The following is a 23763-nucleotide window of genomic DNA, read 5'->3' as shown; positions in this document are numbered from 1 at the left end:
GGACCGGCCGGAAAACCGGGGAAGCCGGAGGACCAGGTCGGCCGGGAACGGGACGCCGGGTACCGTCCGGCCTCGGCCCGGGGCCAAACGGCCCGGGAGCAGGCGGCCCTGGAGCAGGCGGCCCTGGAGCAGGCGGCCGGACACCGGGCCGGTCCGTTCGAAGGCCGGACCGGCCCGCCGCGTGTCGGCGCGCTACTCGGTCGGCTCGATGCCGGCCCGCAGCAGCCCGTAGGTGTACGCGTCCGCCAGCGCCTGCCAGGACGCCGCGATGACGTTCTCGGCCACGCCGACGGTCGACCACTCGCCGTCGCCGTCGCTCGTGGTGATGAGGACGCGGGTGATGGACTCGGTGCCGGTGCGGCCTTCGAGGATGCGGACCTTGTAGTCGGTCAGTTCCAGCTTGGCGAGCTGCGGGTGGATCCGCTCCAGCGCCACGCGCAGCGCCCGGTCGAGCGCGTTGACCGGTCCGTTGCCCTCGGCGGTGGCGACGATCCGCTCCCCCTTGGCCCAGAGCTTCACGGTCGCCTCGTTGGCGTGCGAGCCGTCCGGGCGGTTCTCGACGATGGCGCGCCAGGACTCGGTGCGGAAGTAGCCACGGTGGCGGCCCTCGACCTCGGCACGCAGCAGCAGCTCGAAGGAGGCGTCGGCCGCCTCGTAGGTGTAGCCCCTCAGCTCGCGTTCCTTGACGCGTTCGACGACCCGGCCGACGAGTTCGCGGTCGCCGCCGAGATCGATGCCGAGTTCCTTGCCCTTGAGCTCGATGGAGGCGCGGCCCGCCATGTCGGAGACCAGCATCCGCATGGTGTTGCCGACCAGCGCGGGGTCGATGTGCTGGTAGAGATCGGGATCGACCTTGATCGCGGAGGCGTGCAGCCCGGCCTTGTGGGCGAAGGCGGAGACGCCCACATAGGGCTGGTGGGTGGACGGGATGAGGTTGACGACCTCGGCGATCGCATGCGAGACGCGGGTCATGTCGGCCAGTGCGCCCTCGGGCAGCACGGTCTTGCCGTACTTGAGTTCCAGCGCGGCGACGACGGGGAAGAGGTTGGCGTTGCCGACCCGCTCGCCGTAGCCGTTGGCGGTGCACTGGACATGGGTGGCACCCGCGTCGACGGCGGCCAGGGTGTTGGCGACGGCACAGCCGGTGTCGTCCTGGGCGTGGATGCCGAGCCGGGCGCCGGTGTCGGCGAGGACGGTGGAGACGACGGCCTGGACCTGGGCGGGGAGCATGCCGCCATTGGTGTCGCAGAGGATGACGACGTCGGCGCCGGCTTCGGCGGCGGCGCGGACCACGGACTTGGCGTACTCGGGATTGGCGCGGTAGCCGTCGAAGAAGTGCTCGCAGTCCACGAAGACCCGGCGCCCCTGTTCGCGCAGGTGGGAGACGGTGTCGCGGACCATCTCCAGGTTCTCTTCGAGGGTGGTGCGCAGGGCGAGTTCCACATGGCGGTCGTGGGACTTGGCGACCAGGGTGATCACCTGGGCACCGGAGTCCAGCAGCGCCTTGACCTGGGGGTCCTCCGCGGCCTTGCCCCCGGGGCGGCGGGTCGCGCCGAAGGCGACCAGCTGGGCGTTCCTGAACTGGATCTCCTGCCGGGCACGGGCGAAGAACTCGGTGTCGCGGGGGTTGGCGCCGGGCCAGCCGCCCTCGATGAAGCCCACGCCGAAGTCGTCCAGATACCGGGCGATCGTGAGTTTGTCCGCGACCGTCAGGTTGATGCCTTCACGCTGGGCCCCGTCGCGCAGCGTGGTGTCGAAGACATGGAAGCCGTCGTCGGTGGCCGTGGCCTTGGTGGTCATGCTGGTCTGACTCCTGTCGGATGAGTGGATCCGGGCGATCTGGCTCCACTTGCCCCCATCATCCCGCGCGCCTCGCCCCGACCGAGGTGAGGGCCGGAAAACGAAAAAACCCCTCGCGGGTGCGAGAGGTCTGCGCGCGGGTCTGGGGCACGGTGGCCGTGCCGCACGGGGTGGTGCGGGACGGTCACTGCGGACCGGCGCGCCTGTTGCCAATAATCATGACGAACGAGGGCACGGAAGCAGTGTCGCACAAGGTGGCCTCCATGCCGTGTCGTGTCTCAGGATGCGGGCGTGACGCTCGGGGCATCGGGGCTACCGGACGTCTCCGCCCCCTGCTTCTCCGGCCTTCCGGCACCGACCCGCCCCAGGTCGATGTCCCGGGTCTCCCGCATCGTGAGATAGACCACCAGGGAGACGGCGGCGCAGCCCGCCACGTACCAGTAGAAGCCGGACTCGGCACCCGCCTTCTTGAACCACAGGGCCACGTATTCGGCGGTACCGCCGAAGATCGCGTTGGCGAGGGCGTACGGCAGCGCGACGCCGAGGGCTCGGACACCGGTCGGGAAGAGTTCGGCCTTCACACAGGCGTTGATGGAGGTGTAGCCGGTGACGACGACCAGGGCGAGGAGCGCCAGGCCGAAGGCGGGCCAGAAGGTGCCGGCGTGTCGGAGGAGCGTCATGATCGGCACCGTCAGAAGGGTGGAGCCGATCGCGAAGGTGATCAGCAGCGGGCGGCGGCCGATCCGGTCGGAGAGCAGTCCGGCGAGCGGCTGGAGGCACATGAAGACGAAAAGGGCGCAGAAGCTGACGAGCGAGGCGGTGGACTTCTCCATCCCGGCGCTCGTGGAGAGGAACTTGGTGAGGTAGGTCGTGTACGTGTAGTACGCGACGGTGCCGCCCATGGTCAGGGCCATCACCAGGAACGCCTCGCGCCTGTGCCGCCACAGCGCCTTCAGGGTGCCCCGGTCCTTCTGCTCGGCGGCACCCGACTCGGCGTACACCTCGGTCTCCAGCATCGAGCGGCGCAGGTAGAAGACGACCGCGGCGCCGAGCGCGCCGATGATGAAGGGGATGCGCCAGCCCCAACTGTGCAGGGCTTCCTCGGACATGGTGCGCTGCATGACGATCTGGAGCCCGAGGCCGACGAGTTGGCCGGCGGTCATCGACACGTACTGGAAGCTGGAGGCGAAGCCGCGGCGGCCGGGGGCGGACGCCTCGGTGAGGTAGGTGGCGCTGGCGGCGTACTCGCCGCCGACGGAGAGGCCCTGGAGGAGCCGGGCCAGCAGCAGCACGGCGACGCCGCCGTATCCCGCGGTGCCGTACGTGGGTGCGGCGGCGATGAGGACCGCGGAGGCCGACATGAGGGTGACGGTGAGGGTCAGTGCGGCCTTGCGGCCCCTGCGGTCGCCGACCCGGCCGAGCAGCCAGCCGCCGACCGGTCTCATGAAGAAGCCCACGGCGAAGATGCCCATGGTGTTCATGAGGTTGGCGGTCTCGTTGCCCTCGGGAAAGAACGAGTCCGCGAAGTAGACGGCGAAGGTCGCGTACACGAACCAGTCGAACCACTCGACCATGTTGCCGGCGGAGCCGACCCAGATCTTCTTCCACTGCTCTCGTCCCATGGTCCGTCACCGTGCCCGAACGGCCGGGAGCGCGACAAGGGCGCAACCGGCGACGGTCAACGCGTACATGCGTACGACCGGTTCACTGCGGCGCGACACGTCCGTCCGGGGCGGCGCGCTCGCCCGTGCGGGGTGCGTCCGGGCGGTGCGCCCGCTCACGGCGGCGCGTGTGCCGGGAGACGTGCGGGGGGAGGCGGGTGCCGGGGGCGGCCGGCCCGGCGGCCGGAGCGTTCACGAAGCGGCGGGCGGTACGGGGGCGATGAGCGATTCGTCGATGAACTCGCGCACCTGGTCCAGGATCTGGGGGCGTCCGGTACCGGGGAGGCCGACCGCGACATGGACACTGAATCCGTCCAGCAGGGCGCGCAGCCGGGTGGCGAACCGTTCGGCGTCGACGCCACGGAACTCCCCGCGCGAGGCGCCCTCCGCGAGCAGCGCCACCAGGTCGCGGTGCCAGGCACCCTCGATCGCGGCCTGCCGGGCGCGGGCGTCGTCGTCGGCGTTCTGCGAGCGGTTCCACACCTCCAGCCAGAGCGTCCAGTGCGGGTCGCGCGGGCCGTCGGGGAGGTAGAGGCCGATGTACGCGTCGAGCCGTTCGCGTACGGTCGCGGGCCCGGCCAGCAGGGCGCGCCGCCGTGCGCCGAGCCGGCCCTCGCTCCACTCCAGGGTGCGCAGCAGCAGTTCGTCCTTGGTGCGGAAGTAGTAGAGGAGGTGCCCGCTGCTCATCCCGACCTCACGGCCCAGCCCGGCCATGGTGAGGCCGTCGAGGCCCCGTTCGGCGATGGTGGCCATGGCGGCGGCCAGCACCTCCTCGCGGGGCGGGGCGGTGTTGCGGCGGCGTGGGGCGGGGGGCACGGTTCGGACCTTCGGCTGGGTGGGATGGCCGCGGTCTTCCGGACCTTCGGCCGCTGCTGGGCGGTTCGGACCCTCGGCCGCGGCCGGGCGGTTCAGACCTTCGGCTGCTGCTGGGTGATGCAGTGGATGCCTCCACCGCCCGCGAAGATCGTACGCGCGTCGACGAGGGTGACCGTGCGGTCCGGGAACAGGTCGCGGAAGATCGCCGCCGCCTCCTCGTCGCGCGGGTCGTCGAAGGCGCAGAGGACCACGCCGCCGTTGCAGAGGTAGTGGTTGATGTAGGAGTAGTCGACCCATTCCCCCTCGGCCTTGAGCACCGTGGGGGCGGGGACCTCCACGACGTCCAGGGAGCGGCCCCGCGCATCGGTGGCCTCGCGCAGGATGCGGACGGTCTCGCGGGTGATCTCGTGGTCGGGGTGGGCCGGGTCCGGCTGGACGTGGGCGACGACGGTGCCGGGGCGGGCGAAGGCGGCGACGATGTCGACGTGGCCGAGGGTGCCGTACGTGCCGTAGTCGCCGGTCAGCCCGCGCGGCAGCCAGACGGCCTTCTCGGTGCCGAGCCGGGCGTGGACCTCGGCCTCGACCTGTTCGCGGGTCCAGCCGGGGTTGCGCTCCGGGCCGAGCTGGACGGTCTCGGTGAGCAGGACGGTCCCCTCGCCGTCGACGTGGATGGCACCACCCTCGTTGACGAGCGGGGAGCCGTGCACGGGGACGGCGGCGGTGTCGGCGACCGCGCGGGCGATGTGCCGGTCGTTCTCCCAGCGGGCCCAGCCCTGGGCACCCCAGCCGTTGAACGTCCAGTCGACGGCGGCCAGTCGCCGCCCGTCGGTGACGAACGTGGGGCCGATGTCACGCATCCAGGCGTCGTCGAGGGGGCGTACCACCAGGTCGACGTCCGGGCCGAGGAGCGCGCGGGCACCGTCCTCCTGGCCGGGGCCGACGACCATCGTGACGGGTTCGAAGCGGCGGACGGCGAGGGCGACGGCGGCCCACGCACGGCGCGACTCGTCCAGTTCGGCCTCGGTGGCGAAGGTGGGGTTGGGGCCCGGCCAGGCCATCCAGGTGCGTTCGTGCGGGGCCCACTCGGGCGGCATGCGGAAGGTCATGGAGTGTCCTTGAGAGATCTCGGGGGAGCTTGGGGAAGCGGGGAGCCCACAGGCAACCGGCCGTCGGAGAAGCGCCGGGCGGCGCCGGGGTCAGAGGAAGTAGAGGCGGTTGAGGGAGACGGTGTCGGCGGGCTCGGAGCGCAGCGGGTCGCCGTCCAGGGTGACCAGGCCGCTGCGGGTGTCCACGTCGACCGCTCCGGTACGGGAGTTGTGGACGAGGTCGCCGGGGCCGATGCCGCGCGTGCCGCGTACGCCGACGCGGCGCCGCCGGGTGGGCATCTGGTCCGCGCCGAGCTCGGTCGCCGCCTGGGAGACGAAGGCCACGGAGAGGTCGGCGGCGGTCGCCCCGTACGCGCCGAACTGCGGTCCGAGGACGAGGGGTTCACAGGTGTCGGTGGCGGCGTTCGGGTCGCCGGTGACTCCGTACGCCGGGAATCCGGCTTTCAGCACGAGTTGCGGTTTCGCGCCGAAGAACTCGGGCCGCCACAGCACGATGTCGGCGAGCTTGCCGGTCTCGATGGAGCCGATCTCGTGCGCGAGGCCGTGGGCGATGGCGGGGTTGATGGTGAGCTTGGCGATGTAGCGCAGCACCCGGGCGTTGTCGTCGGCCGGTCCGTCGCCGTCCAGCGGCCCGCGCTCGGCCTTCATCTTCCCGGCCATCGCGAAGGTGCGGCGCACGGTCTCCCCGGCGCGTCCCATGCCCTGCGCGTCGGAGGAGGTGATCCCGATGGCCCCCAGGTCGTGCAGCACGTCCTCGGCGCCCATCGTCCCGGCGCGGATGCGGTCGCGGGCCATGGCGGCGTCGCCCGGCAGATCGGTCTTGAGGTCGTGTACGGAGACGATCATCCCGTAGTGCTCGGCCACCGCGTCCCGGCCGAAGGGCAGCGTCGGGTTGGTGGAGGAGCCGATGACGTTCTCGACGCCCGCCATCCGCAGGACGTTGGGAACGTGCCCGCCGCCGCAGCCCTCGATGTGGAAGGCGTGGATGGTGCGGCCTTCCAGGACGCGCAGGGTGTCCTCGACCGACAGGCACTCGTTCAGCCCGTCGCTGTGCAGGGCGACCTGGACGTCGTGCTCCTCGGCGACGCGCAGCGCGGTGTCCAGGGCGCGGGCGTGGGCGCCCATGTCCTCGTGGACCTTGAAGCCGCAGGCCCCGCCCTCGGCCAGCGCCTCGACCAGCGGGGCGGGGCCGGAGGACGAACCCCGGCCCAGGAAGCCGATGTTGACCGGCCAGGCGTCGAAGGCGTTGAAGGCGTGGCGCAGCGCCCAGGGCGAATTGACGCCGACGCCCCAGACCGGACCGAACTCCTGGCCGATGATCGTGGTGACGCCGGAGGCGAGCGAGGCTTCCATGATCCGCGGGGAGAGCAGGTGGACATGGGTGTCGACGGCGCCCGCCGTGGCGATCATCCCTTCGCCGGAGACGATGGTGGTGCCCGTGCCGACGACGACGTCGACGCCGTCGAGGGTGTCCGGGTTGCCCGCCCGCCCGATCGCCGCGATGCGGCCCTCGCGGATGCCGATCGACACCTTGCGGATGCCCTGCACGGCGTCGATGACCAGGACGTTGCTGATGACGACGTCGCAGGTGTCGCGGACGGCCGCCGCCTTGAGGTGCAGCCCGTCGCGGGCGGTCTTGCCGAATCCCGCGAGGAACTCGTCGCCGTACGCCTGGGCGTCGGACTCGACGCGTACGGTCAGCCCGGAGTCGCCGAGCCGGACCAGGTCCCCGGCGCGCGGGCCGTGCACGGAGGCGTACTCGTGTCCGTCGATGCTCATCGCTCTCCCCGTTCGGTTCCGTGTCCCTGTCCGGTTTCCGCCGTGCCGTCCTGCGCGGGTTCCGGCCCGCTTCCCGGCCCGGCGTGGCGATCGGGTCCGGGGACGGCACCCAGGTATCCGCAGGCCGCCGCGCGCCGCAGGGCCTCCTCCCGAGCGCCGGGCGCGTCGAGCGGACCGTCGACGAGTCCGGCGAACCCGATGGCGATCCGGTCCCCGCCGATGGGCACCACACCCACCTCGACGCTCTCCCCCGGCTCGAACCGGACGGAGGACCCGGCGGGCACGCAGAGCCGCATGCCGTACCCGGCGGACCGGTCGAAGTCGAGCCGGGGATTGGCCTCGAAGAAGTGGAAGTGCGAGGTCACCGAGACCGGGACGGTCGCGGTGTTGTGGACGGTCAGTCGTGTCGCGGGCTCGGGCTCGGGGGTGGCGGGGCCGGGGACGACGGCGCCCGGGGCGTCCGCGCCGAGCCCGTCGCCCAGCGGGCGGGAGACCACGGCCAGTCGCGAGCCGTCGTCGAAGACGGCCTCCACATGGACCTCGGTGACGACGTCCGCGACGCCGGGCAGCACCTCGTCGGGCGCGAGCACGGACCGCCCCGCTTCGACGGCCTCGGCGAGGGTGCGCCCGTCGCGGGCCGCCTCGCAGACCGTATCCGCTATCAGCGCCGTCGCCTCGGGGACATTGAGCCTCAGCCCGCGGGCGCGGCGGGCCCGGGCCAGTTCGGCGGCGCCGAACAGCAGCAGCCGGTCACGTTCCGTCGGGGTCAGTCGCACGCCCGTACCACCTCCTGTTTAGAGCAGCACTCTAACCACAGGCTTGCGGAAACCGAAAAGAAGTCGTCGTCATATTCGAGTGACGCTCCACACCTCTCGGCAGTGGCCGGACATGACGAAGGCCGCGCCCGGCGGGGAGCCGGACGCGGCCTTGGCGCGCCTGTCGAGGACGTTCGCACGAGGACGTTCACATCGGGGGACCGTGCGTCCCGGACGCGGGGAACGGAGACCACCGGACGACCGGTCCGAGCGGGAACCGGCCGGGAGGGGCCCCAAGGGCTGTCCCGAAATCCCTGGCGGGCGCGCGACGACAGCTACGGCACCTCGCCGCGTTGTCGGAACGTCCGAATACATCGCGTATCCGGGCGCACCTCCGCCTTGCGATGCGCCGCATCCGGCGCCGCGCGCTGATCCACCGGGGTACGGAACAGCCCTTAGCCGAGCGGGTGCATCCAGCCGTGGGTGTCCTCGGCGACGCCGCGCTGGATGTCGAGCAGACGCTCACGGAGCTTCAGCGTGACCTCGCCGGCCCCGCCGTCGCCCTGGGTCCATTCGCCGCCCGCGCACTTGACGGTGCCGACGGGGGTGATGACGGCGGCGGTGCCGCAGGCGAAGACCTCGGTGAGGGTGCCGTTCGCGGTGTCCTCACGCCACTGGTCGATGGAGATGCGGCCCTCCTCCGACGCGTAGCCGAGGTCGCGGGCGACCGTGAGCAGTGAGTCACGGGTGACGCCGGCCAGCAGCGAGCCGGTCAGGGCCGGGGTGACGATCTTGTCCCCGTACACGAAGTACAGGTTCATGCCGCCGAGCTCCTCGACCCACTTGTGCTCGACCGCGTCGAGGTAGGCGACCTGGTCGCAGCCCTTCTCGCCGGCCTCGGCCTGGGCCAGGAGCGAGGCGGCGTAGTTGCCGCCGGTCTTGGCGTCGCCCATGCCGCCGGGGACGGCCCGCACCCGGTTCTCGGAGAGCCAGATGGAGACCGGCTTGACGCCCCCGGGGAAGTAGGCACCGGCCGGCGAGGCGATGACGACGAAGAGGTATTCGTTGGCGGGCTTCACCCCGAGACCGACTTCGGTGGCGATCATGAACGGGCGCAGGTAGAGCGATTCCTCGCCGCCGTGCGCCGGCACCCATGCCTTGTCCTGCTGGACGAGCACGTCGCATGCCTCGATGAACGTCTCGACGGGCAGCTCGGGCATGGCCAGCCGCCGCGCCGACGCCTGGAACCGCCGGGCGTTCGCGTCGGGGCGGAAAGTGGCGACACCGCCGTCGGGCCGACGGTAGGCCTTGAGGCCCTCGAAGATCTCCTGGGCGTAGTGGAGCACGGTGGTCGCGGGGTCGAGGGAGAGCGGGCCGTAGGGGACGAGCTGGCCGTCGTGCCAGCCGCGGCCCTCGGTCCACCGGATCGTCACCATGTGATCGGTGAAGTACCGGCCGAATCCGGGCTTGGCCAGAATCGCCTCGCGCTCCGCTTCGGACAGCGGAGTCGAGGAGGGCTTGAGCTCGATCGTGGGCGTCGTCATGAGTGCGTGTCCTTCACCTGTCGTGTGTGTGAGGCCGCACTCGCGCCGCTCATGCCGGGCGGGCGCCGGGCGTCCGGGACCGGACCGGCCGGCACATGCGGGGGTGGTGCGACGGGGCCGCCGCGCCCCTCGGCCGGGTGTCGTCCCTCGTCATGGCCGTGCCCGCACCATGTCGATCCTTCACCCGGCAGCCGCGCGCACCGGTCCCCGCTCCTCGTTCCACCCCTCCATGTGCCGGTCGGTCCGGGCCGCGAGTCGCGACCCCGTTCGATTATCGCTCCCGGGGGGTCGCGCACGAAATGACGCGAATGCGGTCCTGTGCTCGATGGTGGCACCCGGGACCGCACAGGAGAAGCCGCCGGGCGCTGTCTGCGACCCGGCGGCCTCGAAACGGCGTCGTCGGGTCAGCCCGCCACGCGTACCGCGAGCGCGTCACCGATCTCGTCGGTCGTGCGGGGCGAACCGCTGTCGCGCTCCGCGAGGTCGGCGGAGACGGTCTCCTCGATGCGGACGGCCTCGGCCTCGTACCCGAGGTGGCGCAGCAGGAGGGCGACGGAGAGGATCGTGGCCGTCGGGTCGGCCTTGCCCTGACCCGCGATGTCGGGCGCGGAGCCGTGGACCGGCTCGAACATCGACGGGAACTCCCCCGTCGGGTTGACATTGCCGGAGGCGGCCAGGCCGATACCGCCGGTCACGGCGGCCGCGAGGTCGGTGAGGATGTCACCGAAGAGGTTGTCGGTGACGATGACGTCGAAGCGCTCCGGCTGGGTGACGAAGAAGATCGTCGCGGCGTCGACGTGCAGGTAGTCGGTGGTGACCTCGGGGTACTCGGTCGCGACCCGGTCGAAGATGTTCTTCCACATGTGGCCCGCGTACACCAGGACGTTGTTCTTGTGGACCAGCGTCAGCTTCTTGCGCGGGCGGGCGGCGGCCCGCGCGAAGGCGTCACGGACGACCCGCTCGACCCCGTATGCGGTGTTGACGCTGACCTCGGTGGCGACCTCGTGCTCCGTACCGGTGCGCAGCGAGCCGCCGTTGCCGGTGTACGGCCCCTCGGTGCCCTCGCGGACCACGACGAAGTCGATGTCCGGACGGCCCGCCAGCGGGGTCGCGGTGTTCGGGAAGAGCTTCGACGGGCGCAGGTTGACGAAGTGGTCGAAGGCGAACCGCAGCTTGAGCAGGAGTCCGCGCTCCAGGACGCCGGACGGCACGGAGGGGTCTCCGATCGCGCCGAGCAGGATGGCGTCGTGGGCCTTGAGGGCTCCGAGTTCCGCGTCCGGCAGGGTTTCGCCGGTACGGTGCCAGCGCCGGGCACCGAGGTCGTACTCCTTGGTCTCCAGCTTCACATCCTGCGGGAGAACGGCCCTGAGGACCTTGAGGCCCTGGGCCACGACCTCCTGGCCGATGCCGTCACCGGGGATCACTGCGAGATTGATGCTGCGAGACATGTCCGCACCCTACTGCTCGTCCCACCTCATGACACGGCATGTCCATCATGCGGACATCCGATGTCGGTCGACCGGTGCCGCCGACAGGACGGTCTCGACCGTGGGGGCGGCCGCGGGCGCGCCGGCCCGGCGCGTCGCCCCCGGAAGGGGCCGTGGTCAGTGGCCCGTGGAACCGCCGTTGTCCCTGCGGTCGAGGGCGCGCTGGAGTGCGGCGGCGGCGTTGCGCCGCTCCGACTCGGTCGGGCGGTGGGAGTGACGGACGCGGCGGGTGGTCGTCTGGACCATGATGGATCGACTCCTTGAGATCGCGCGGATTTCGAGATCGAAAAACCGTGAACGTGATGTCGAGATCGGGATTTCGAGGTGCCGGAAGGGGCGGGGAGTCGGCGCCACAGGGATTGCCTGCGCGAGGGCGCGCTCACGACCGCCGGTCGCTGGATCGAGCGAGACGTTCGGCTTCTACAAAAGTAGGGCAGCTCGGCCTGTCTGTCTCCACAATTACTCGGACTTCCTACTATCTGAGACGGAGAACACGTCCGCCGTCCTTTCCCGGATCACCGCAGCCGGGTCACAGCACATCGCCGTCCCGCCAGTCGAAGACCAGCGTCCCGGAGTCGGCGGACGCTTCCCCGGGGCCGGAGGGCAGGCCCGTGCCGACGGCGGACAGGTCCCCCGCGGGTGCGGGCAGGTTCCCGCCCGCCACGCCCCGGACATAGGCGCTGCCCTCCTCCTCCGGCAGCCGCTCGATTCCGCGCGGCCCCTGGACGGCGATCCGTCCCGGCCACATCCGCCAGCCGCGCCCGGCGTACAGCGCCACCCCCGCCTCCGAGGCGGACAGGGCCGCGAAGGCGTACGCCCCGTCCACGACCTGCTCCAGGGCGGCCATCACCCGCCCGCCGAGTCCCTCCCGGCGCCGGTCGGCCCGTACCGCCACGGCCTCCACGTAGCCGATCCGGTACGAGCGGCCCGCGAGGACCACCCGGCGCTGGACGACGCTGCCGTGCGCGAGGATCCCGCTGCCGTCCCGCACATAGGCGTGGATGCCGCCGAGGCCGTGGTCCCAGTCCTCGTCGCTGTATTCGCCCTCGAAGGCGGCGTAGAGGAAGGCCCGGATCTCGTCGAGGTCGGCCGGGGCGAGCTGATAGGTGTGCGCGGTGCGCAGGAGCGGGGCGGTCGGCTCGGTCATGCCGCCAGCGTGCCACGCCCGGAGCCTGCCGGGCACCCGGAAAACCACCGCCCAGGCGCCGTCCGGACACCCTCGGACGTCCGGACGGCGCGACCACCGACGAGCGGCACGCGCGCGATCTGTCCGACGACACCCTGGTCCGGACCATCGTCCGCCCGTCACACTGCCCGTATGTCCGACATCACAGCAACGCCCAGGCTCTGGGCACCCGTCCACGGCGAGGCCTACCGCCCCGTCCCCTACCGGCCCGAGCGGATGCCGGCCGACGAAGCCCTCGCCCATGCCGCCGAGTTGAGGCGGCGGATGGGCGAACGCAGGACCGTGCGCAGCTTCTCGCCGGACCCCGTCCCCGAGCAGGTCATCAAGGATGCGATCGCCTGCGCCGCCACCGCCCCGTCCGGCGCCCATCAGCAGCCGTGGACCTTCGTCCTGGTCAAGGACCCCGGGATTCGGCTCCGCATCCGCGAGGCCGCCGAGCACGAGGAACGGATCAGCTACGACGGCAGGCTCGGCGAGCAGTGGCTGGCGGCGCTGCGCCCGCTGGGTACGGACGCCGTCAAGGTCCATATGACGGATGCCCCGGCACTCGTCGTGGTGTTCCAGCAGCGGTACTGGCTGGGCGAGGACGGCACGCGGCGCAAGCACTACTACGTCGACGAGTCGGTCGGGATCGCGGTCGGGATGCTGCTGTCCGCGCTGCACCTGTCGGGCCTGGCCGCGCTGGTGCACACGCCGAGCCCGATGCGGTTCCTGGGAGAGGTGCTGGGCCGGCCGGAGAACGAGAAGGCGTTCGCGGTGATCCCGATCGGCTACCCGGCCGACGACTGCGAGGTGCCCGACCTGGTCCGCAAGTCGCTGGACCAGGTCCTCGTGGAGCTCTGATCCCGCGGTCCGCTGCTGTGGCCGCATCGCGCGGATCCGGCCGCGCGCGGTGACGTTCCCACGGATCCCTTCCCGCGGATCTCACCGCACGGATCCGGCCGCGCGGATCTCACCGCACGGATCCGGCCGCGCCAGGAGTTCCCACGGCTTCCAGCGGGTCCGCACCTCCCGCATGGAAACCGCCTCCCGGCCGGCAGGGGAACCGGTCGGGAGGCGGAGTTCGGGCGGGGTGCCGGTGGGGAGGCACCCGCGCGGGCGTCAGCCCTGGTGGGGGTAGGTGTACTCGGTCGGCGGGACCAGCGTCTCCTTGATGGCCCGGGTCAGGGTCCAGCGCTGGAGGTTCTGCGGGGCGCCCGCCTTGTCGTTGGTGCCCGAGGCACGGCCGCCGCCGAAGGGCTGCTGGCCGACGACGGCACCGGTCGACTTGTCGTTGATGTAGAAGTTGCCCGCGGCGTACCGCAGCTTCTCCATGGTGTACGCGGCCGCGGCGCGGTCGTTCGCGATGACGGAACCGGTCAGCCCGTAGTCGGAGACCGACTCCATCTGCTCCAGCATCGCGTCGTACTGGTCGTCCTCGTAGACGTACACGGCGAGGATCGGGCCGAAGTACTCGGTCGTGAAGACCTCGTTGGCCGGGTCGGTGCACTCGATGACGGTCGGGCGGACGAAGTAGCCCACCGAGTCGTCATAGGCGCCGCCCGCGACGATCGTGCAGGCCGGGTCGGCCACGGCGCGGTCGATGGCCGCCTTGTTCTTGGCGAACGAGCGCTCGTCGATGACGGCGCCGATGAAGTTCGACAGGTCGGTGACGTCTCCCATGGTGATGGAGTCGACCTCGGCGGCGAACTTCTCCTTGAAACCGGAGTTCCAGATGGAGGCCGGGATGTACGCCCGGGAGGAGGCCGAGCACTTCTGGCCCTGGAACTCGAAGGATCCGCGGGTCAGCGCGGTCTTCAGAACGGCGTGGTCGGCCGACGGGTGGGCGACGACGAAGTCCTTGCCGCCGGTCTCGCCGACCAGCCGCGGGTAGGTGCGGTAGTTGGCGATGTTGGTGCCGACCGTCTTCCACAGGTGCTGGAAGGTGGGGGTCGAGCCGGTGAAGTGGATACCGGCCAGGTCGCGGTGGTCGAGGGCCACCTCGGAGACGGCGATGCCGTCGCCCGTCACCAGGTTGATGACGCCCTTGGGCAGGCCCGCCTCCTCCAGGAGCTGCATCAGCAGCACGGCGGCGTGGGTCTGCGTCGGGGACGGCTTCCACACCACGACGTTGCCCATGAGGGCCGGGGCGGTGGGCAGGTTGCCCGCGATGGCCGTGAAGTTGAACGGCGTGATCGCGTAGACGAAGCCCTCCAGCGGGCGGTGGTCCATGCGGTTCCACACGCCCGGCGCGTTGGCCGGGGGCTGCTCGGCGATGATCTGCCGCGCGTAGTGCACGTTGAAGCGCCAGAAGTCGACCAGCTCACAGGGGGTGTCGATCTCGGCCTGCTGGACGGTCTTGGACTGGCCGAGCATCGTGGAGGCGGCCATCGTCGCGCGCCAGGGACCGGCCAGCAGGTCGGCGGCGCGCAGGAAGATCGCGGCCCGGTCGTCGAAGGACAGGGCGCGCCAGGCCGGGGCGGCGGCCAGCGCGGCGTCGACGGCGTCCCGGGCGTCCTGCTGCGTGGCGTTGGCGTACGTCCCGATGACGGCCTTGTGGTTGTGGGGCTGCACGACGTCGAAGCGCTCGCCGCCACCCATCCGCTTCTCGCCGCCGATCGTCATCGGGAGCTCGATCGGGTTCTCGGCGAGCTCCTTGAGCTTCGCCTCCAGGCGGACGCGCTCCGGGGAGCCCGGGGCGTAGGTGAGAACCGGCTCGTTGACCGGCGCGGGGACCTGAGTCACAGCGTCCATGGGTGCCTTGTCTCCTCGTGTCGGGGTGTATCAGGGGTCGGCCGGGCGGGTCAGCCCTTGGTGAGGACGGAGCGGCCGAAGAACAGCAGGTTCGCCGGCTTCTCCGCGAGACGGCGCATGAAGTAGCCGTACCAGTCGGTTCCGTACGCGGTGTAGACGCGCATGCGGTGGCCCTCGGCGGCGAGCCGGAGGTGTTCATCGCTGCGGATGCCGTACAGCATCTGGAACTCGTACTCGTCCAGTTTGCGCCCTGCCTTGCGGCCGAGCTCCTGAGCGATGGCGATCAGTCGCGGGTCGTGCGACCCGATCATCGGGTAACCCTCGCCCGCCATCAGGGTCTTCAGGATGCGGACGAACGCCTTGTCGATCTCGGCCTTGTCCTGGTACGCGACGGAGGCGGGTTCCTTGTACGCGCCCTTCACGAGGCGGACGCGGCTGCCCGCGGCGGCCAGGCGGCGGGCGTCCTCCTCGGTGCGGAACAGGTACGCCTGGATCACGCAGCCGGTCTGCGGGAAGTCCTTCCGCAGCTCCTCGTGGATGGCGAACATCGAGTCCAGGGTGGTGTGGTCCTCGGCGTCCAGGGTGACCGTGGTGCCGATCGCGGCGGCGGCCTCGACGACCGGGCGGACGTTGGCGAGCGCCAGCTCGTGGCCGCCCTGGAGGGACTGCCCGAACATGGACAGCTTGACGGACATCTCGGCGCGGCCGCCCAGCTCCAGCTCCTTGAGCCGGTCGATCAGCTCCAGGTAGGCGTCGCGGGCGGCGGCGGCCTGCTCCGGGGTGGTGATGTCCTCGCCCACCACGTCGAGGGTGACCTCAAGGCCCTTGTCGGCCGCGTCCTGGATGATCGGGACGACCTGGTCGACGGTCTCGCCGGCGATGAACCGGTCGACGACCTGCTTCGTGCCGGGCGCGGCCGAGACGAAACGGCGCATCTTGTCGCTGCGGGACGCAGCGAGGATCACAGGACCCAGCACGGGGCACCTCCACAGAAAGTACGAAGGGGGGTTGTACCGACACCGGGGGAACGCGGCGGTACAACACGGAGAACCACCGTGAAATCTAAGGATCTCCCCGGCCCCGGGCCATCGACAGCTGTCACGCATCCGTTGCCCAGATCTCAGACATATGTCTGAAAGGGTGCGAGAATGGCCGGGTGAAGCGCGATTACCAGGAGCTGGTCGATGAGATCTCCGGGCTGCTCGGTGCCCCCGCCACGCTGGAGAACCGCGACTTCGGCCTGGTCGCCTTCGGGGCCCACGACAGCGACGACGACACGGCGATGGACCCGGTCCGCACCCGCTCGATCCTGACCCGGCGCTCGACTCCCGCCGTCCGCGCCTGGTTCGAGGGCTTCGGCATCACCCGCGCCACCGGCCCGGTCCGCATCCCGCCCGCCCCGGAGGCCGGGGTGTTCCGCGCCCGCATCTGCCTGCCGGTACGCCATCGGGGGGTGGTGCTCGGATACGTGTGGCTGCTGGACGCGGCCCCCGGACCGACCGAGGAGCGGCTGGAGGCGGCGATGGAGGTGGCGGCCCGGATCGGGGTGCTGCTCTCCGAGGAGGCGCGGGCCGGCACGGACCTGTCGCGGGAGTTCGGCGCGGCCCTCACCGCCGGGGCGGACTGGCAGCGCGACATGGCGGTGGCCGCGCTGCGCGAATCCCTGGGCCGGGACGCGGAGGGGCCGCACACGGTGGTGTGCGTCTCCCCCTGGCCGGACGAGCCGCCGTCGGTGCGTACCGTGCCGTCGGCGGCGGCGCTCTCCTCGGTCGCGGCCCCCGGACCCGCCGGTCCCCCCTCGCTGGCCGCGCTGATCCGGCTGCGGTCCGCCGACGCCCTCGCTCCGGCCCGCACCGCCGCCGACCGGTTGTGCTCCACGGCCGGACGGGGCGCCACCGCGGGGATCGCGACGGCCCGCCGGGGGCTGGCGGACCTCGCGGCGGCCTGGCACGAGGCGTCGGCCGCGGCACGCGCGGCGGCGGCCGAGGCGCGGTTCGGCGTGGTCACCGAGTGGTCGGCCATCGGCCCGTACCGGATGCTGACCGCGCTCCCCGCCGAGTCGGCCGCCGACCCTGCGGTCCGCGCCCTGCTCGCCCCCGCCCACACGGACCTGGCCCGCACCGCCGAGGTGTTCCTCGACTGCGCGGGCCAGGCCTCGCGGACGGCCGCCGCGCTCGGCATCCACCGGCAGACGCTCTACTACCGGCTGTCCCGTGTCCACCAGCTCACCGGTCTCGACCTCAACGACGGCGAGGACCGCCTGCTGCTGCACATGGCGCTCAAGGGCGCCCGGCTCTGAGCCCGGCAGCGCCCCCGCTTCCCTTGCACGCCAGCCGCACGCGGCTGCACGGCCGGGGGTGATCGTGCACGCCTCGGACCTCGTGGCGGCACCGGCTGCGGTTCGAGCAGACCCGGCCCCGGCCGGCCTGTCCGAAGGGCGCGGCGGGGACGCCCCGGCGGCGCCGGGCCCGATGCCGCCGAGCGGTCCGGCGGACAGGGCCGCGGCGCGGTGGCCGGGCACGTCGGCGCGCGGGGGCCGACATCGGCTCACGTCCGGCGACGGCTCAATCGGCTGACGGTACGGGCGTGTGCCGCGGTCCGCTTCCGGCCCGGCCGGTACACCCCGGGGCATGGGCCGGATCGCCGCCCCGGAGGGCCGGGGGCAGTGATCCGCCCACACGGTCCGGGTTCGCTGATCCGCCCGCATGGGCCGGGCCGGGCGGCTTCCACCGGAGCCGGGAAGTGCGGGAAGGCCCCGGGTCTCCTCTGCGGGGCCCGGTCCTCAGCGCCCGCCGTCCACGGCGGTGACCGGCCGGTCGCTGACGAACGCGGCCAGCACCAGCGGCGCGTCACCGTCGCTGTGGCCCACGGTCAGCCCGGCCCAGCGGCCCGTACCGTCCACCGGGCCCCACACGGCCAGGTCGCCGTAGAGGTCCTGATCGAGCAGCGCACCGAACAACGGATCCACGGGGGCGCCGTCCTGGCGGCGCATCAGGGCAGCCCCCATGGGGACCCCGCGATGCGGTCCCCAGCGGTGGTCCAACGCCTCGGCGACGGCGGCGAGATGGGCCTCGGCCGCCTCCTCGGCGTCGGTCCACTCACGGCCGTACACCCCGGTCAGCGGTTCGCCCTCCCAGAGCGGGGCGACGCGGAAGCCCGCGCCGCGGGTGCCCGTCCACTCCCCCGTCCCCGGATCGCCCTCGGGCACCACGGGCCCGGACTCCGGCAGCGGCGCCATCAGCAGCGCCTCCATGTCGGCCAGGGCGCGGGCGGTACTGAAGGGCTCCCCGGCGCGGGAGGTCACAGCACCGCCCGGTCCATCGGGCGGCGCAGCGGATCCAGCGCACCGGCATCGCGCAGCCGCTCGTAGGCCGCCACGACCTCGTCGCTCGCACCCGCGCCCGCGATGCGCAACAGCACCCCGCCGGCGAGCGGTTCCTCCCGGTCGGCCACCAGGCCGTCGGGCACGAGGGCGGCGCGGCCCGAGGAGAGGTAGCCGACCCGGCCCACCACGGGATCGCCGACGCAATACCCGGCGTCGTCCTCCAGCGCGTCGAGCACGTCGTCGTCGCTCACATCACCGAAGTCCGGCTCCCACTCCCGGGCGATGGCGGAGAGGAGTTCCGCCTCCGGGACCTCGGCTCCTTCCGGAGTGTGGAGCGTCATCACGAACGACTGGAGCAGAAACTCCGGGGCGCCCCCCGCCAGTGCGCTGACCTCGGTCCGCCAGCCGGGCGCGCCCGTGCGGTGCAGCCGCAGCGCGGTGCCGGTGAGATCGGACCAGTCCTCGGCCGCCTGCGCCACGCGCAGGGCACCGAGCAGCGCTCCCTCGTCCGCCGGGAGTTCGGTCTCCGGTCCGGAGCCCTGGACCTGTCGCCAGGGGCCCGTCCCGGTGGTGTCACCCGGCGGCGCCGCCTCGGGGAGCAGCGCCGTGATCCCGTCCAGCGTCCGCTTCCAGCGTCCGGCGAGTGCCTCGGCCGGCTCGGGCCGGGGCCCCCAGAAGGCCCGCACTACACGTCGCATGCACTTTCCTCCGTCGAGCTTCGTCCGTCGGGCACGGTGGTCCGCCGCCGTCCGGACGCGGCCGGACCCCCGTCGCGTGCAGGCTACTCGTCGAAGGCACCCGGTTTCCTGGTGCTGTCGTTCGGCTTGGGCTTCGTGTGCACGACCTTGATCGGCAGGCCCTCGTCCCGGAACGCCTTGCGGGCCGCCTTCGCCACCTCCGGATCGGAGAAGTGCCACTCCACGGCCCGTCCGCCGGACGCCTCCACCTGAGCCCTCGCCTCGGTGACGAACTTGTCCTTGCCGGACTTGGTGAGCGTGCCCGGTTCGCTCTGGGACAGGTAGCTCTGGTAGCCGTTCTTCGCCTCCAGGAAGGTCTGCCTGCCGGAGTCCCAGCCGTCGTACTCCACGGCCGGCTTGCCCTCCCTGGGGTGCGGCACGACGTACTCCTGGCCCCGGTTGGTGCCGGTGATCTGCTCCTGGTACCGCAGCCAGGACTCGTTCTTCCAGTTGGGCAAGGGGTTGCGGTCGCGGCTGGCCCAGTAGCCGTCGCCCAGGTCCGCGTCACCGAGCTTGTGGCCCTTGAGGTCATCGGCCCAGGACGGCGGGTTGTAGTTGCGCGGGTCGGAGGTGTCGTTGCGGGTGGGCTCCGGGTACCGCTTCTTCTCCAGCTCCGCCTTGCGGGCGCGCTCCGGCTCCTCCAGCCGCTTCCGTTCCAGATGGGCGGCCCGTTCCTGGGCGCGCGCCTCCGCGGCCGCGGCCTTGGCCGCCTCGTCGCAGCCACCGCCCGCGAGGACGACCCGGCCGGTGGAGCCGGAGGCCAGCACCCCGGTGCCGGTCCCCGCGACCCCTATGGTCCCGCCGCCGTAGCGCACCGCGGCCGGTCCGAACGCGATGACGCAGCCCGTGCGGCGTGCCGCGTCCTCCGCCGCGTCGGCGGCGTCGTCGGCCTCCTTGGCCGCCTTGCGCACCCCGTCGAGGTCGCCCAGCTCGGCGGCCTTGCGGGCGCGGCGGGCAGCGTCTCCCGCATCGTCGGCGGCCTTCGCCACCGCCTCGGCCACCTTGCCCAGCGTGCCGAGTTTGCCGACCTTGCCGACGACCTTCGCCACGTCGTAGCCGGGGATGAGGAGGGAGCCGACGTTCCAGATCACGTCGGTGACGGCCCGGGTCTTCTCCCCGTTGTTCCAGCGGTCGCGGACCTCGTCGCCGACGAAGACGTCGTCTCCGACCTTGACGACGGTGTTGACCGAGGCCGAGCCCCAGTCCCAGAGCGCCCCGAGGTAGTCGCCCTTGTCCCACTTGCTGCCGGCGTCCTTGGAGTCCTGCAGCCATTGGTCGCCGAGCTGCTTGCCGTACTCCGCGATGCCGGACCAGGTCTCCGGCTTGAACAGGTCGATGATCCCGGTGATGTCGCCCCAGACGCCGTCGACCGCCAGGCCCTTGACGACCTGGGTCGTACGGTCCCAGGCGCAGCCGAAGAAGCCCCAGCCGCTGCAGTCCTCCTCGTCGGCCGTGTCGCCGCCGTCCTTCTTCCCGTCGTCGTCCTCGTCGGACACGGGCGTGTCGTAGGCGGCCTCGGGTTCGTCGCTGTCCTCGGGGTACGTGTCCACGCCGCTGCCCGGACGGCCGTCGTCGGGGCCGCCGGTGCCGCCGCTGCCGCCCGTGGAGCCGCCGGACGCATCCGAGGAACCGCCGCTCGTCCCGCCGCTCGCGTCGCCGCCGCCGTCGGCCGCGCCGGAGGGGCCCGCGTTCATGCCGCCGGTGACCGTCGCCCCGTCGTCCGCGCCCGCGGTGTCCCCGCCGCCGGCCCCCTCACTCGCACCGCCGTTCCGGCCCGCGCCACCGGCCTCGACACCCGTGCCGTCGCCGGACGCCGGACAGGAATAGCCGCTCAACGAGCAGATGGCGGCCTGGAGCTCCGCGGTGATCCGGCCGCCGAGACCGCTCAGCGTCATGGCCGCGATCAGCGCGACGACGATCAGTACCAGGCCCAGGTACTCCAGGGCGGACTGCCCCCGGTCCCGGCGCCAGGTGATCATGTGGGAGAGGGAGAACCGGCGCTTCGCGCCCCGCTCCCCGGTGGGCCTGCCGCCACGCTCCACCGGCGGCAGCAGGAACCAGGACCGGCTCTGCGCCCGTGTCAGGAGGACCAGGATCAGGGCGGGGAGGAGGAGCTGGACGAAGCCGCGCGCCGAACCGTCCCCGATGTTGGCCACGCCGCCGAGGACCAGCCACACCTGTACGGCGATCAGCCCCCACCAGACCCGCCTGCCCCCGGTGCGAACCCGGCGGGCCAGCAGCAGGCCCAGCACCCCCGGCGCGGCCGCGTACAGCAGGATGCCGAGGACCTGGGCCCCCATCGCGTCCACCGCGAGCGCCGAACCCAGCAGGCCGAGCCCGCCCAGGACCGTCGCGCCGAACAGCACGAACAGCAACAGCCGTGCCGTGTGGAGCGGACGCGGAAGCTCACGGTGCCCCGGGCCCACCGGGGCCGGCCCTCCGGGAATTGGCACGCCACCGACAACAGACATACGTGCCCCCCGACCCCCGCTGTCAGCCAGTCATACGACAGCCATTCACCCTAGGGCCGGGCCCCTGCCCCGTCATGGGTCTCAGGGCCCAACGCGAGGCCCACAGCTCTCGCGTGACCGGCCGTCGTCGAAGAGGGTGCGCATGGTCGGGCCCGGACGGGCAGAGGGGCGCCCGGAAGGTGAGCGCGCGCACCAACCCGGCGCCCCGAGCGGTGCGCGCGTGCCCGGTGCGGCGGAGTGGGGCGCCGCGCGTCATCGCGGCGGGAGAGCTGCGCTGGAGACGTGGGGCCGAAGACCGCGGCGGAAGGAGCACCGCGGGAGGCCGCGCCGGCGGGAGCCGGGGGCAGGTCGCGCGGGAAGACCGGTACTGGTGCTGCGGCCGGAAGGGTCTGCCGACCACAGCACCGGACGCCCGTGCGCGACGAACGTCCAGTGCCCCGCCCGGCGGTGTGTGCCCCGTCGCACCGTCCGGCACTTCTCCGAGCCCTCGGCTTCGTTCGCCCGGGCGGGCCCCCTCCGAGGGCGCCCCTCCACCGTGCCGGCCACCACGGATGACGGGACAGCCCTTGGACACCGGATGCGCCGGGCCGCGAGGGGCGCGGTCGGGTCGTCAGTCGCTGAGGTCGACCGTACGGGCCGATGTGGCGCCGATCTCCGTGGAGATCTCGGCGAGCACCGACGCCGGGACGTCGTCGTCGACGGTGAGGACGACCAGCGCCTCACCGCCCGCACCCGTCCGCGAGACCTGCATGCCCGCGATGTTCAGACCGGCCTCGCCGAGGATCCGGCCGACCGTGCCGACGACGCCGGGACGGTCCTCGTAGCGCAGCACGACCATGTGCTCGGCCAGCGCGAGGTCCACGTCGTACTCACCGACGGCGACGATCTTCTGAAGATGCTTGGGGCCGGCCAGCGTGCCGGAGACGGCGATCTCCTCGCCGTCCGCGAGCGTGCCGCGGACGGTCACCAGGTTGCGGTGGTCGGGCGACTCGGAGCTGGTGGTGAGGCGGACCTCGACACCGCGCTCCTGGGCGAAGAGCGGGGCGTTCACATACGACACGGTCTCGTCGACGACATCCTCGAACACGCCCTTGAGCGCGGAGAGTTCGAGCACCTTGACGTCGTGCTGGGTGATCTCGCCGTACACCTCGACATCGAGCCGGACGGCGACCTCGCCCGCGAGCGCGGTGAAGATCCGGCCGAGCTTCTCCGCGAGCGGCAGGCCCGGGCGCACGTCCTGGGCGATCACACCGCCCTGGACGTTGACCGCGTCCGGCACCAGTTCGCCGGCGAGGGCCAGGCGCACGGACTTGGCGACCGCGATGCCCGCCTTCTCCTGCGCCTCGTCGGTGGAGGCGCCCAGGTGCGGGGTGCAGACGACTTGGTCGAACTCGAACAGCGGGGAGTCCGTGCACGGCTCCGCCGCGTACACGTCGAGCCCGGCACCGGCGACCCGGCCCTCCTTGAGGGCGGAGGCCAGCGCCGCCTCGTCCACGATGCCGCCGCGCGCGGCGTTGACGATACGGACGGTCGGCTTCACCTTGTGCAGTGCCTCGTTGCCGATCAGGCCGCTCGTCTCGGGGGTCTTGGGCAGGTGCACGGTGATGAAGTCGGACGCCTCCAGCAGCTCGTCGAGCGAGAGGAGCTTGACGCCCATCTGGGCGGCGCGGGCGGCCTGCACATAGGGGTCGTACGCGACGATCTTCATGCCGAAGGCCGACATGCGCTGGGCGACCAGCACGCCGATGCGGCCGAGGCCCACGACGCCGAGGGTCTTCTCGCTCAGCTCGACACCGGTGTACTTGGAGCGCTTCCACTCGCCGTTCTTGAGCGCGGTGTTCGCCTGCGGGATGTTGCGCGCGGTGGAGATCAGCAGACCGCAGGCCAGCTCGGCGGCGGTGACGATGTTGGAGGTCGGGGCGTTGACGACCATCACGCCGGCCTTGGTGGCGGCGGAGACGTCGACGTTGTCCAGGCCCACGCCCGCGCGGGCGACGACCTTCAGCCGCTTCGCGGCGGCGATGGCCTCGGCGTCGACCTTGGTGGCGGAGCGCACCAGGATGGCGTCGACGTCGGCGATCGCGGGGAGGAGCTCGGCGCGGTCCGCGCCGTTGCAGCGCCGGATCTCGAAATCCGGGCCCAGGGCGTCAACCGTGGCGGGCGACAGCTCTTCAGCGATGAGTACGACGGGTTTCGAGCTCACGTGAGTCCTCACAAGTCCAGTGCGGACGGCCGTCCCGACGGCCGCAGGCGGTGGAGGGGGCTTGCCGCGTGGAAGACGCACGACACTGTGGGCCTGACGCGTGTTGTGTGGAGAAGTCTAGTCATGTACCGGGACGCGTACTGCGCCCCGTTGGAAGGAT

18 protein-coding genes are annotated in these 23763 nt (G+C 72.1%); 2 read left to right on the top strand and 16 right to left on the bottom strand.

Annotation, left to right across the window (positions count from 1 at the left end; genetic code table 11):
- Positions 1 to 192 precede the first annotated feature (192 nt).
- From cimA to ACIHCL_RS08615, 10 genes are all read right to left on the bottom strand, one after another.
- A complete protein-coding gene (gene cimA, locus ACIHCL_RS08660; protein WP_399858586.1) occupies positions 193 to 1800 on the bottom strand; it encodes a citramalate synthase in 1608 nt (535 codons plus the stop codon).
- 278 nt (positions 1801 to 2078) lie between these two features.
- A complete protein-coding gene (locus tag ACIHCL_RS08655; RefSeq protein ID WP_399858583.1) occupies positions 2079 to 3422 on the bottom strand; it encodes an MFS transporter in 1344 nt (447 codons plus the stop codon).
- 231 nt (positions 3423 to 3653) lie between these two features.
- Positions 3654 to 4277, bottom strand: coding sequence for a TetR/AcrR family transcriptional regulator (locus ACIHCL_RS08650; protein WP_399858581.1), 624 nt, complete (start codon positions 4275 to 4277; stop codon positions 3654 to 3656).
- A gap of 92 nt (positions 4278 to 4369) precedes the next feature.
- The gene (locus tag ACIHCL_RS08645; RefSeq protein ID WP_399858578.1) at positions 4370 to 5383 is read right to left on the bottom strand and encodes an agmatine/peptidylarginine deiminase; all 1014 of its coding nucleotides are present in this window, start codon (positions 5381 to 5383) and stop codon (positions 4370 to 4372) included.
- Positions 5384 to 5473: 90 nt separating this feature from the next.
- Positions 5474 to 7162, bottom strand: coding sequence for an urease subunit alpha (locus tag ACIHCL_RS08640; protein ID WP_399858575.1), 1689 nt, complete (start codon positions 7160 to 7162; stop codon positions 5474 to 5476).
- Positions 7159 to 7938, bottom strand: coding sequence for an urease subunit gamma (gene ureA / locus ACIHCL_RS08635; RefSeq protein WP_399858572.1), 780 nt, complete (start codon positions 7936 to 7938; stop codon positions 7159 to 7161). The genes ACIHCL_RS08640 and ureA overlap by 4 nt, the downstream gene beginning before the upstream one ends.
- 434 nt (positions 7939 to 8372) lie before the next feature.
- Entirely contained in the window at positions 8373 to 9461 is a 1089-nt protein-coding gene (locus ACIHCL_RS08630; RefSeq protein WP_399858570.1) for a branched-chain amino acid aminotransferase, read from the bottom strand.
- 404 nt (positions 9462 to 9865) lie between these two features.
- On the bottom strand, positions 9866 to 10909 hold the full coding sequence (locus ACIHCL_RS08625) for a 3-isopropylmalate dehydrogenase (RefSeq protein WP_399858568.1): 1044 nt from the start codon (positions 10907 to 10909) through the stop codon (positions 9866 to 9868).
- 156 nt (positions 10910 to 11065) lie between these two features.
- Positions 11066 to 11194: a hypothetical protein gene (locus ACIHCL_RS08620; protein ID WP_399858566.1), complete on the bottom strand. Its 129-nt coding sequence runs from the start codon at positions 11192 to 11194 to the stop codon at positions 11066 to 11068.
- A gap of 283 nt (positions 11195 to 11477) precedes the next feature.
- Positions 11478 to 12095: a GNAT family N-acetyltransferase gene (locus tag ACIHCL_RS08615; RefSeq protein ID WP_399858564.1), complete on the bottom strand. Its 618-nt coding sequence runs from the start codon at positions 12093 to 12095 to the stop codon at positions 11478 to 11480.
- 171 nt (positions 12096 to 12266) lie between these two features.
- On the opposite strand from ACIHCL_RS08615, the gene ACIHCL_RS08610 reads away from it, so the two are divergent.
- On the top strand, positions 12267 to 12977 hold the full coding sequence (locus tag ACIHCL_RS08610; RefSeq protein WP_399858562.1) for a nitroreductase family protein: 711 nt from the start codon (positions 12267 to 12269) through the stop codon (positions 12975 to 12977).
- Between the two features lie 258 nt (positions 12978 to 13235).
- Here ACIHCL_RS08610 and pruA read toward each other — a convergent pair whose 3' ends face one another.
- Both pruA and ACIHCL_RS08600 read right to left on the bottom strand, forming a co-directional pair.
- Complete coding sequence (gene pruA, locus ACIHCL_RS08605; protein WP_399858560.1) at positions 13236 to 14867, bottom strand: L-glutamate gamma-semialdehyde dehydrogenase; 1632 nt, start codon at positions 14865 to 14867, stop codon at positions 13236 to 13238.
- A 50-nt stretch (positions 14868 to 14917) separates the two neighbouring features.
- A complete protein-coding gene (locus tag ACIHCL_RS08600) occupies positions 14918 to 15844 on the bottom strand; it encodes a proline dehydrogenase family protein (RefSeq protein ID WP_399858557.1) in 927 nt (308 codons plus the stop codon).
- Positions 15845 to 16023: 179 nt separating this feature from the next.
- On the opposite strand from ACIHCL_RS08600, the gene ACIHCL_RS08595 reads away from it, so the two are divergent.
- On the top strand, positions 16024 to 17166 hold the full coding sequence (locus ACIHCL_RS08595; protein WP_399858556.1) for a PucR family transcriptional regulator: 1143 nt from the start codon (positions 16024 to 16026) through the stop codon (positions 17164 to 17166).
- A 483-nt stretch (positions 17167 to 17649) separates the two neighbouring features.
- Here ACIHCL_RS08595 and ACIHCL_RS08590 read toward each other — a convergent pair whose 3' ends face one another.
- From ACIHCL_RS08590 to serA, 4 genes are all read right to left on the bottom strand, one after another.
- Complete coding sequence (locus ACIHCL_RS08590; protein WP_399858554.1) at positions 17650 to 18171, bottom strand: hypothetical protein; 522 nt, start codon at positions 18169 to 18171, stop codon at positions 17650 to 17652.
- Entirely contained in the window at positions 18168 to 18890 is a 723-nt protein-coding gene (locus ACIHCL_RS08585) for a hypothetical protein (RefSeq protein WP_399858552.1), read from the bottom strand. Before ACIHCL_RS08585 ends, ACIHCL_RS08590 begins: the two co-directional genes overlap by 4 nt.
- Positions 18891 to 18973: 83 nt before the next feature.
- Positions 18974 to 21400 carry a Tox-REase-5 domain-containing protein gene (locus ACIHCL_RS08580; RefSeq protein WP_399858549.1) on the bottom strand — a complete coding sequence of 809 codons (2427 nt, stop codon included), beginning with the start codon at positions 21398 to 21400 and terminating at the stop codon, positions 18974 to 18976.
- Between the two features lie 610 nt (positions 21401 to 22010).
- Positions 22011 to 23603, bottom strand: a complete 1593-nt coding sequence (gene serA / locus ACIHCL_RS08575; protein WP_399858547.1) for a phosphoglycerate dehydrogenase — start codon at positions 23601 to 23603, stop codon at positions 22011 to 22013.
- Positions 23604 to 23763 lie beyond the last annotated feature (160 nt).

This window comes from Streptomyces sp. NPDC052042, from assembly GCF_044548345.1.
Lineage (GTDB): Bacteria > Actinomycetota > Actinomycetes > Streptomycetales > Streptomycetaceae > Streptomyces.
Note: the sequence above shows the minus strand (reverse complement) of the source record. Positions and strands in the feature narration are given on the sequence as shown.

Excerpts from the sequence above, each read along its gene's own strand:
- cimA (WP_399858586.1), bottom strand. The coding sequence starts at position 1,800 with ATGACCACCAAGGCCACGGCCACCGACGACGGCTTCCATGTCTTCGAC.
- ACIHCL_RS08655 (WP_399858583.1), bottom strand. The coding sequence starts at position 3,422 with ATGGGACGAGAGCAGTGGAAGAAGATCTGGGTCGGCTCCGCCGGCAAC.
- ACIHCL_RS08645 (WP_399858578.1), bottom strand. The coding sequence starts at position 5,383 with ATGACCTTCCGCATGCCGCCCGAGTGGGCCCCGCACGAACGCACCTGG.
- ACIHCL_RS08640 (WP_399858575.1), bottom strand. The coding sequence starts at position 7,162 with ATGAGCATCGACGGACACGAGTACGCCTCCGTGCACGGCCCGCGCGCC.
- ACIHCL_RS08630 (WP_399858570.1), bottom strand. The coding sequence starts at position 9,461 with ATGACGACGCCCACGATCGAGCTCAAGCCCTCCTCGACTCCGCTGTCC.
- ACIHCL_RS08625 (WP_399858568.1), bottom strand. The coding sequence starts at position 10,909 with ATGTCTCGCAGCATCAATCTCGCAGTGATCCCCGGTGACGGCATCGGC.
- ACIHCL_RS08620 (WP_399858566.1), bottom strand. The coding sequence starts at position 11,194 with ATGGTCCAGACGACCACCCGCCGCGTCCGTCACTCCCACCGCCCGACC.
- ACIHCL_RS08615 (WP_399858564.1), bottom strand. The coding sequence starts at position 12,095 with ATGACCGAGCCGACCGCCCCGCTCCTGCGCACCGCGCACACCTATCAG.
- ACIHCL_RS08610 (WP_399858562.1), top strand. The coding sequence starts at position 12,267 with ATGTCCGACATCACAGCAACGCCCAGGCTCTGGGCACCCGTCCACGGC.
- pruA (WP_399858560.1), bottom strand. The coding sequence starts at position 14,867 with ATGGACGCTGTGACTCAGGTCCCCGCGCCGGTCAACGAGCCGGTTCTC.
- ACIHCL_RS08585 (WP_399858552.1), bottom strand. The coding sequence starts at position 18,890 with ATGCGACGTGTAGTGCGGGCCTTCTGGGGGCCCCGGCCCGAGCCGGCC.
- ACIHCL_RS08580 (WP_399858549.1), bottom strand. The coding sequence starts at position 21,400 with ATGTCTGTTGTCGGTGGCGTGCCAATTCCCGGAGGGCCGGCCCCGGTG.